2 protein-coding genes and 3 pseudogenes are annotated in these 9,323 nt (G+C 62.7%); all 5 read left to right on the top strand.

Annotation, left to right across the window (positions count from 1 at the left end):
* Window positions 1-539 precede the first annotated feature (539 nt).
* The 5 genes and pseudogenes from glgA (at window position 540) to HT737_RS00545 (ending at window position 9,140) form a co-directional block, all read left to right on the top strand.
* A pseudogene (gene glgA / locus HT737_RS00565) lies at window positions 540-2,127 on the top strand (glycogen synthase GlgA).
* A 17-nt stretch (window positions 2,128-2,144) separates the two neighbouring features.
* Window positions 2,145-3,948 (top strand): annotated as a pseudogene (gene treZ, locus HT737_RS00560) (malto-oligosyltrehalose trehalohydrolase).
* Window positions 3,945-6,023 (top strand): 4-alpha-glucanotransferase, encoded by a 2,079-nt coding sequence (gene malQ, locus HT737_RS00555; RefSeq protein WP_047294192.1) that lies wholly within the window; start codon window positions 3,945-3,947, stop codon window positions 6,021-6,023. Before treZ ends, malQ begins: the two are co-directional and overlap by 4 nt.
* Window positions 6,020-8,789, top strand: a pseudogene (locus HT737_RS00550) (malto-oligosyltrehalose synthase). Before malQ ends, HT737_RS00550 begins: the two are co-directional and overlap by 4 nt.
* A 27-nt stretch (window positions 8,790-8,816) precedes the next feature.
* Window positions 8,817-9,140: a DUF2934 domain-containing protein gene (locus HT737_RS00545; RefSeq protein WP_182400961.1), complete on the top strand. Its 324-nt coding sequence runs from the start codon at window positions 8,817-8,819 to the stop codon at window positions 9,138-9,140.
* Window positions 9,141-9,323: the final 183 nt, after the last annotated feature.

Genomic DNA, 9,323 nt, shown 5'->3' with positions numbered 1-9,323 from the left:
TTTTGATTTTCTAAAAAACAAGATCAAAAGATCGCAGCCTTCGGCAGCTCCTACAGGTGCATCCGTGTTCAGCAGATCAACAAACTGACCGCACCACAACAGTGCACCTTGCCTTTCCGCTAGCACAAAATCGTGACCGGCCAGTCACCGTTTTAGCCCTCCCCATCAAAAAAACCTGCCCTTCGTCGGTGCGTTCCGGCTTGAACACCACAGTTTTCGCTGCCTGCAAACCGATTGTCGAACAATTTAGCCGTTTGCTCTCGCCCGCTCTAGGATCTGGCCTAGACTGATTTTCGCGGGTTAAAACCGGTCAGTCACAAAGCCGAAAAATTGTCGAAACTTTTGCCGATGGCGGCGGGTCATCTGAAAGGCAGGGTCAACGCGACTGGTGCAATCCTTGCAACGGCCCTTTCACCCATTCTGCTTGCGCGTGTTGGGTAGCGTTTGCTCACCGATGCGTGGCGCGTTTGCGCCCGGCCACAGGATTTGGCCACAGCTTGTTCGATACAAGAATCAGATCAACGACACGGGAGATTCATATGATCAGTGCGGCATTGGATATTCAGGGAGAGCGTGCTCAGCAGGCGGTTGGTGAATCGAGCACCATGAGTCTTCCCGGCAGCCGGTCGATCAACGTCCCGGGCACTAAAAACGCTGACGCCGGTCGCCAGCCAGAATCCGAACAAGAAGAAAGTGCTGTTCGTCACCTCGGAAATCGCCGACCTGGTGAAGACCGGCGGTCTGGGTGACGTCTCCGCCGCCCTGCCCCGCGCCATGGCGCACTTGCACGATGTGCGGGTGTTGATCCCCGGTTACCCGCAGGTGATGCACAGCGAGAACCCGATCCATATCATCGGCGAACTCGGCGGCCATGCCGCGCTGCCCCCGTGCAAGATCGGGCGCATGGACATGCCGGACGGACTGGTGATCTACGTCCTGATCTGCCCTGAACTGTATGAACGTGAAGGCTCGCCCTACGGCGCCAACAACGGTCGCGACTGGCCCGACAACCATATCCGTTTCGCCCGCCTGGGCCTGGCCGCTGCCGACATCGCCGCCAACCTCGCACAAATCCACTGGTGCCCGGATCTGGTGCACGCCCACGACTGGCCGGCCGGTCTGGCCCCTGCCTATATGCACTGGCGCGGGCAGCGCACGCCGACCCTGTTCACCATTCACAACCTGGCCTATCAAGGCGTGACCAGCCTCGGCTCGTGCCCGGAACTCGGCATCCCGACCCATGCTCTGCAACAGGAAGGCATGGAGTTTTACGGCAAAATGTCGTTCCTCAAGGCTGGCATGGCCTATTCGAGCCACATCACCACGGTCAGCGCGACCTATGCGCAAGAGATCACCACCCCGGATTTCGGCTGCGGTCTCGACGGATTCCTCGCCGCCAAGACCCAGCAAGGCTTGCTCAGCGGTATTCCCAACGGCATCGACGAGAGCTGGGATGCGGCAACGGATCCGCACCTGTTCGCGCCTTTCGCCATCGGCGACTGGGAAGGCAAAGCGATCAACGCCGCCCATGTGCGTGAACTGTTTGGTTTGAGCGACTCCAGCGGCCCGCTGTTTGCCGTGGTTTCGCGACTGGTCTATCAGAAAGGTCTGGACCTGACGCAAGCCGTCTCCGAATACATCGTGCAGAACGGCGGCCAGATCGCAATCATCGGCCGTGGCGAGCCGGAAGAGGAACAGGCCATGCGTGAGCTGGCGCTGCGCTTCCCCGGGCAGATCGGCGTGCGCATCGGCTTCAATGAAACCGACGCCCGCCGCATGTTCGCCGGCAGCGATTTCCTGCTGATGCCGTCGCGTTACGAGCCTTGCGGCCTCAGTCAGATGTACGCCCAGCGTTTCGGCTCATTGCCGGTGGCGCGCAATACCGGCGGGCTGGCCGACACCATCGAGAATGGCGTCACCGGTTTCCTTTTCGACGAATCCACCGCCGACAGCTACCGCGAAGCCCTGAGCCGTGCGTTCAAGGTCTTCGCCTTCCCCGAATTGCTCAACGCGATGCGCTGCCGGGCCATGGCCGCGCCGTTCAACTGGTGCAAAGCGGTCGAACCCTACGCCGAACTCTACGAACGACTGGTCGCCAAGGCGCTGGGTAAAGCCGGCCACAAATAACTCAAGGAGCTTTCACGATGCCGTTACGGACCCAAGAAAACTGGCCCCACGGCGCGATCATGCAGGACGCCGAACACACTCAGTTTGCGCTGTGGGCACCGGATGCGTTTTACGTCAGTGTCGAACTTGAAGACGGCCAGTCCCTGCCGATGTTGCCGCAGGGCGATGGCTGGTTCGTGATCAAGGCCCGGTGCCCGGCGGGCACCCGCTACCGCTTCAACATCGACGGTGAACTGGAGGTGCCCGACCCGGCCTCCCGTGCTCAGGACGGTGATCTTGACCGTCACAGCGTGGTGGTCGATCCGCTGGCCTACGACTGGCGGCACACCACCTGGCACGGCCGGCCGTGGAGCGAAGCGGTGATCTACGAGCTGCACGTCGGCGCACTTGGCGGTTTTGCGGAAGTCGAGCAGCATCTGGCACGTCTGGTCGAGCTGGGGATTACCGCCATCGAACTGATGCCGGTCGCGCAATTTCCCGGTACCCGCAACTGGGGTTACGACGGCGTCCTGCCTTTCGCACCGCAAGCCTCCTATGGCACCCCGGAACAACTCAAACACCTGATCGACAGCGCCCACGGCCATGGTCTCGCGGTAATTCTCGACGTGGTCTACAACCACTTCGGCCCCGACGGCAATTACCTCGGTCGCTACGCCAAAGGCTTCTTCCGCGAGGACAAGCACACGCCCTGGGGGGCGGCGATCGACTTCCGCCGCCGTGAAGTGCGGGACTTCTTTATCGAAAATGCGCTGATGTGGGTGCTCGAATACCGTTTCGACGGTCTGCGCCTGGACGCAGTGCATGCGATCGAAAGCCCGGATTTCCTGCCGGAGCTGGCACAACGCATCCGTCAACAGATCGATCCGTCGCGTCACGTCTGGCTGACCGTGGAAAACGAGCTCAACCAGTCGAGTCTGCTCGAAGAGGATTACGACGCCCAGTGGAACGACGACGGGCACAACGCCCTGCACGTGCTGCTGACCGGCGAAACCGATGCCTATTACGCTGACTATGCGCTGCAACCCACTGAGCAACTCGCCCGCTGCCTGAGCCAGGGCTTCGTGTTTCAAGGCCACATCACCCGCCACGGCGAACCTCGCGGCGAGCCGAGCGAACACCTGCCCTCCACCGCTTTCATCCTGTTCCTGCAGAACCACGACCAGATCGGCAACCGGGCCTTCGGCGAACGCCTGCATCAATTGGCCGACCCACGCGCCGTGCAGGCCGCCACCGTGCTGTTGCTGCTGTCACCGATGATTCCGCTGATGTTCATGGGCGATGAGTTCGCCGCCGAGCAACCGTTCCTGTTCTTCACCAGCCACCACGGTGAACTGGCGGATCTGGTGCGCGAAGGCCGGCGCAATGAGTTCGCCGCGTTCAGCGCCTTCACCGATCCGCACCAGCGCGAAAAAAATTCCTGATCCGAATGCTGAACAGACCTTCCACGCCTCACAGCCACGCTTGATCGGCAGCGGCAGCGCAAAACAGCAGGAAACCCTCGCGCTGTACCGACGCCTGCTGCAATTGCGCCATCAATACATCATTCCCAACCTGTCCGGCACTCAGGCGCTCGGGGCGCACATGCTCGGTCGTGGCGCGGTCAGTGCGCGCTGGCGCCTGGGCGATGGCAGTGAGCTGCGAATTGACCTGAACCTCAGCGACACGCCAGTGGTCAACCCAGCACAGAGCGACGCTGTGTGGCTGTTTCAGCAACCGCCCGCCGTTGCCCTGTCGGAACCGGGCCAACTGCCCGCGTATTGCGCGCTTGTCAGCCTCACGGCCGCAACCCCCTTGCAACCTCTGGATGGAGAGCGCCTATGAGCGATGCGCAACTGGAAATACTCGCAAGCCGCGCCGGCCTCGCCGTCGACTGGATCGACGCCAACGGCCGCCCGCAGAAAGTCGCCCCGGCGGTACTGCGCAACGTTCTTACCGGGCTGGGTCATCCGGCCAACACCGCGCAGGAAATCGATGCCAGCCTGCTGCAACTGCAACAAGTACAGCAAGATCGCCACTTGCCGCCGCTGTTGACCGCCGATGTCGGGGTCGGCGTTGATCTGGCTCGCTATTTCGAGCCCGAGACGCCTTGCGAAATCCACCTCGAAGACGGCTCACGCCTCAACCTCAAACTCGACGCCGAAGCGAAACTGCCCGGCTTGATCCCGGTCGGTTATCAGCAGGTGCATATCGCCGATCAGTATTTCACTCTGGCCGTGGCCCCCGAGCGCTGCTTCAGCGTGGGCGATGCGGTGGACAACCCGATCCCTCGCGTCTGGGGTCTGAGTGCGCAGCTGTACAGTCTGCGGCGCCCCGGCGACTGCGGCTTTGGTGACACCCAGGCGCTGGAGGAACTGGCTCGTGTAGCCGGCGAACGCGGCGCCGATGCGCTGGCGATCAGTCCGTTGCACGCGATGTTCAGCGCCGATACCGGGCGCTACAGCCCTTACTCGCCCTCCAGCCGTCTGTTTCTCAACCCCCTGTATGCCGCACCGGGCGCCATCCTTGGCGAACGGGCCTTGCGCGATGCGATCGACGCCAGCGGGCTGGCGGAACAATTTCGCCAACTGGAAGATTCGAAACTGATCGACTGGCCGACCGCCGCCAACGCCAAACAGGCATTGCTGCAAGCCTTGTACGATGGTTTTGTCGCCGGCGAACATCCGTTGCACCCGGACTTCGCCAGTTTCCGTCATGCCGGTGGCGAAGCGCTGGAAAACCACTGCCGCTTCGAAGCGATCCAGGAAATGCGCGCCGCCCGTGGCGAAAGCCTCGACTGGCGCGAATGGCCGGAACACTGGCACGACCCGCGCGGTGCCGCCCTTGAAGCCTTTGCCGAGGAATACGCCGAACGCATCGGTTACTTCGCCTTCTGCCAATGGCTGATCCACCGCTGCCTGGAGCGCGCGCAGACGGCTGCCCGTAGCGCCGGCATGGGCATCGGCCTGATCGCCGACCTCGCGGTCGGTGCAGACGGCGCCGGCAGTCAGGCCTGGAGCTTTCAGGATGAATTGCTGGCCTCGCTCACCGTGGGTGCGCCGCCGGACATCCTCAATCGCTCCGGTCAGGGCTGGGGGATATCCGCGTTCTCGCCCGAGGGCCTGGTCCGTAATGGATTTCGCGCGTTCATCGACATGCTCCGGGCCAACTTCGCCCATGCCGGCGGACTGCGCATCGATCATGTGATGGGCCTGCAACGCCTGTGGGTGATCCCCAATGGCGCCGCTCCGGCCGATGGCGCTTATCTGTATTACCCGTTCGACGACCTGCTGCGTCTGCTGACCCTCGAATCCCATCGGCATCAGGCCATCGTCCTCGGCGAAGACCTCGGCACGGTGCCCGAGGGGCTGCGGGAAAAGCTCAGCGCACGTTCGATTCTCGGTATGCGCGTGCTGTTGTTTGAACAGGACAACACCCGTTTCAAGCCGATCCTTGACTGGCCGGACAACGCGCTGGCGACCACCAGCACCCACGATCTGCCGACGCTCAACGGTTGGTGGCACGGCCGTGACATCGACTGGAATGCGCGCCTGGGCTTTGTCGATGCCAACGGTGAAATCGACTGGCGCCGTCATCGCCAGCGCGAACGCGAAGGCCTGCGCGGGGCGCTGAGTCAGGACCCGCAGAACTTTCGCGAAGAGTCCCACGAAGCCGATCAGGTGGTGGACGCCAGCGTGCGTTTCCTCGGCCACACCCGCGCGCCGCTGGTGTTGCTGCCGCTGGAGGATGCGCTGGGCATCGACGAACAAGCCAACCTGCCGGGTACCATCGACAGCCATCCGAACTGGTCGCGGCGCCTGCCTGGCAACAGCGAAGCATTGCTCGACGGCACCGATGCTGCGCGGCGTCTGGAACTGCTGGCCTGTGCCCGCCTGCAAGCTGCCGAGCGTGACCAATGAACCAGACGCTCATCCAGCCCCTGCGCGCCACCCTGCGCCTGCAATTTCACAAGGGTTTCACGTTGGAACACGCGGTGCCGCTGGTGCCGTATTTTGCCCGCCTCGGCATCAGCCACCTCTACGCCTCACCGCTGCTCGCGGCCCGCGCCGGTTCCATGCACGGCTATGACGTGGTCGACCCGACCCAGGTCAATCCGGAACTCGGCGGCGAAACCGGCGCTGCGGCGTCTGGTCAGCGCCCTGCGCGAACACAACATGGGGCTGATCCTCGACATCGTCTCCAACCACATGGCCGTCGGCGGCGGGGACAATCCGTGGTGGCTCGACCTGCTGGAATGGGGCCGACTCAGCCCTTACGGCGAGTTCTTCGACATCCAGTGGCACTCGCCGGATCCGTTGATGGAAGGCCAGTTGCTGCTGCCGTTTCTCGGCAGCGATTACGGCGTCGCGTTGCAGGAAGGCACGCTGAAACTGCACTTCGACGCACAGCACGGGCGCTTTTACGTCGAGCATTACGAACACCACTTCCCGATCTGCCCGAATGACTACGGTGAACTGCTCAAACCCATTGAGACGCTGAAGTCACTGGCTGATCGTTTCAGTGCGTTGAGCTACCAGAACGACGCGCATGCGCTGGCGATGCCGCTCAAAGCTGAATTGAAGGAGCTGGCAAGCGATCCGCAGATCTTCGCCGCGATCAAGGAAAGTCTTGCGCATTACGATTCCACCACTGCCGAAGGTTTCGACAAGCTGCATCAATTGCTCGAACGCCAGAGCTACCGTCTGGCCAGTTGGCGCACCGCAGCGGATGACATTAACTGGCGGCGCTTTTTCGACATCAACGAACTCGGCGGCCTGCGTGTCGAACGCCCGGCGGTGTTCGAAGCGACTCACGGCAAGATTTTCCAGTTGATCGCCGAAGGGCTGGTCGACGGTTTGCGCATCGACCACATCGACGGTCTCGCCGACCCGCGTGGCTATTGCCGCAAGTTGCGGCGGCGCCTCGACTTGCTCGCGCCGGGTCGGCACTTGCCGATCTACGTCGAGAAGATTCTCGGTGAAGGCGAAACGCTGCGCACCGACTGGGCAGTGGATGGCAGCACCGGTTACGAGTTCATGAATCAGCTCTCGTTGCTGCAACACGATCCCGATGGCGAACACGTCCTCGGCGATCTGTGGCAGCGACGTACCGAGCGTCCGGCGGCGTTCATCGAAGAGGCGCAACTGGCGCGCCAGCAGATTCTCAATGGTTCGCTGGCCAGCGACTTCGAAAGCGTCGCTCAGGCGCTGCTGCAGGTTGCCCGGGACGACCTGATGACCCGCGACCTGACCCTCGGCGCGATTCGCCGTGTGTTGCAGGCGCTGATCGTGCATTTCCCGGTGTATCGCACTTACATCAGCGCCCTCGGTCGCTCGGCGCAGGATGAACACTTCTTCCAGCAAGCCATGGACGGCGCCCGGCAGACCCTGAGCGAAGGCGACTGGCCGGTGCTCGACTGCGTGGCCACATGGCTCGGTGGCACGCCGTGGCGGCACACCCCGCGCGGACGCTCGCGCAAGATTCTCAAGCACGCCTGCGTACGTTTCCAGCAACTGACCTCCCCAGCGGCGGCCAAAGCCGTGGAAGACACCGCGCTGTACCGCTCGGCGGTGCTGCTGTCGCGCAACGACGTCGGCTACAACACCGAACAGTTCAGCGCACCGCTGAGTGACTTCCACGCGATCAATCAACAGCGCATGGAGGCGTTTCCCGACAACTTGCTGGCCACCGCCACCCATGACCACAAACGCGGCGAGGACACCCGTGCGCGGCTGGCGGTGCTCAGCGAGCGCAGCCACTGGTACGCCGAACAGGTCGAGTTGTGGCGCGCCCTCGCCCGTCCGCTGCGTGACGATGATCAACAGCCCTCGTCCGCTGATGAACTGATCCTCTATCAAGCCCTGCTCGGCAGTTGGCCGCTGCACTTGCGCGATGACGATCAGGCCGGCTTGGCCGATTACGCCGAGCGGATCTGGCAATGGCAGCAGAAAGCCCTGCGCGAAGCCAAGCTGCAAAGCAGTTGGAGTGCGCCGAATGAAGCCTATGAAAACGCTGCGCAGGCGTTCACTCAACGCCTGCTCACCGGTGAAGCGGGCGAGCTGCTGCGCGCCGCGCTGAGCAAGACCGTCAACAGCATCGCTGCGGCCGGCGCCCTCAACAGTCTGGCGCAAACCTTGCTGCGCATGACGGTGCCGGGGGTGCCGGATCTGTATCAGGGCAACGAGTTCTGGGATTTCAGCCTGGTCGATCCGGACAACCGCCGGCCGGTGGATTACGCCGCTCGCGAGCAGGCCCTGCATGAACGTGTTGAAGTCGAGACGTTGCTGGCGAACTGGCGTGACGGCCGTATCAAGCAAGCGCTGATCGCCGAGGTGCTGAACCAGCGCGTCGAACACGCCGAGCTGTTCCGGCGCGGCGCGTACCAGGCCCTGGAGGTACTGGGCAGCCAGGCGCACAACGTGCTCGCGTTTGCCCGTGAGCTTGAGGGGATGTACGCCATCGTGATCGTCCCGGTGCGCTGCGCGACGCTGCTGGAAAACGGTGCTGTCCCTCAAGTTGATGCGCTGCGCTGGGGCGATACGCGGGTGGTTTTACCGTTCGCCGCCTCCGACACAAACCTGAAGGGACTTTTTCACAGCAGCGCAGTCACAAAAAACAGGGAGCTGAACGTCAGCGCCGCGCTGGGGGATATCCCGGTCAATCTGTTTATCCAACTCTTTACGTAACGACGAGTTCAGTTCAGGAGCATTGCGATGAGTACCGACGATAAACGCATCCGCGAGTTCGCCTATCAGATCTGGGAATCAGAGGGCAAACCTGAAGGTCATGAAGCACGCCACTGGGAGATGGCGCGCAAACTGGCTGAAGCCGAGGCTTTGGCGCCGAAGAAAGCGCCGAAAGCGGCGGGCAGCAAGACCGCCGGCAAAGGCACCGACAGCAAGGCTCCGGCGGCCAAGCCCAAGGCGCCAGCGGCCGCCAAGGCCAAACCGGCAGGCGCCGCCAAAGTCGTCCCGCCGGGTGAAAAAAGCCGCCGAGAAAAAAGCCCCGCGCCCCCACGCAAGCCCCCGGCCAACTGACACACCCGGATTGTTGAACTGAATGACCGTGTGGCGGGTTCACCCGCCACGCAGGGACAACTCGTCCTTAAAAAACCCAATAACCCCTGTCAGGGAGAGATGTCTGTGGTGAGGGGATTTATCCCCGATCGGCTGCAAAGCAGTCACAGGGCCGCTGCGCGACCCATCGGGGATAAAATCCCC

This window comes from Pseudomonas sp. MD195_PC81_125, assembly GCF_014060985.1.
Classification (GTDB): domain Bacteria; phylum Pseudomonadota; class Gammaproteobacteria; order Pseudomonadales; family Pseudomonadaceae; genus Aquipseudomonas; species Aquipseudomonas parakoreensis.
The sequence above is the reverse complement of the archived record's forward strand: the minus strand, read 5'-3'. Positions and strand labels throughout refer to the sequence as shown.

Excerpts from the sequence above, each read along its gene's own strand:
- malQ (WP_047294192.1), top strand. The coding sequence starts at position 3,945 with ATGAGCGATGCGCAACTGGAAATACTCGCAAGCCGCGCCGGCCTCGCC.
- HT737_RS00545 (WP_182400961.1), top strand. The coding sequence starts at position 8,817 with ATGAGTACCGACGATAAACGCATCCGCGAGTTCGCCTATCAGATCTGG.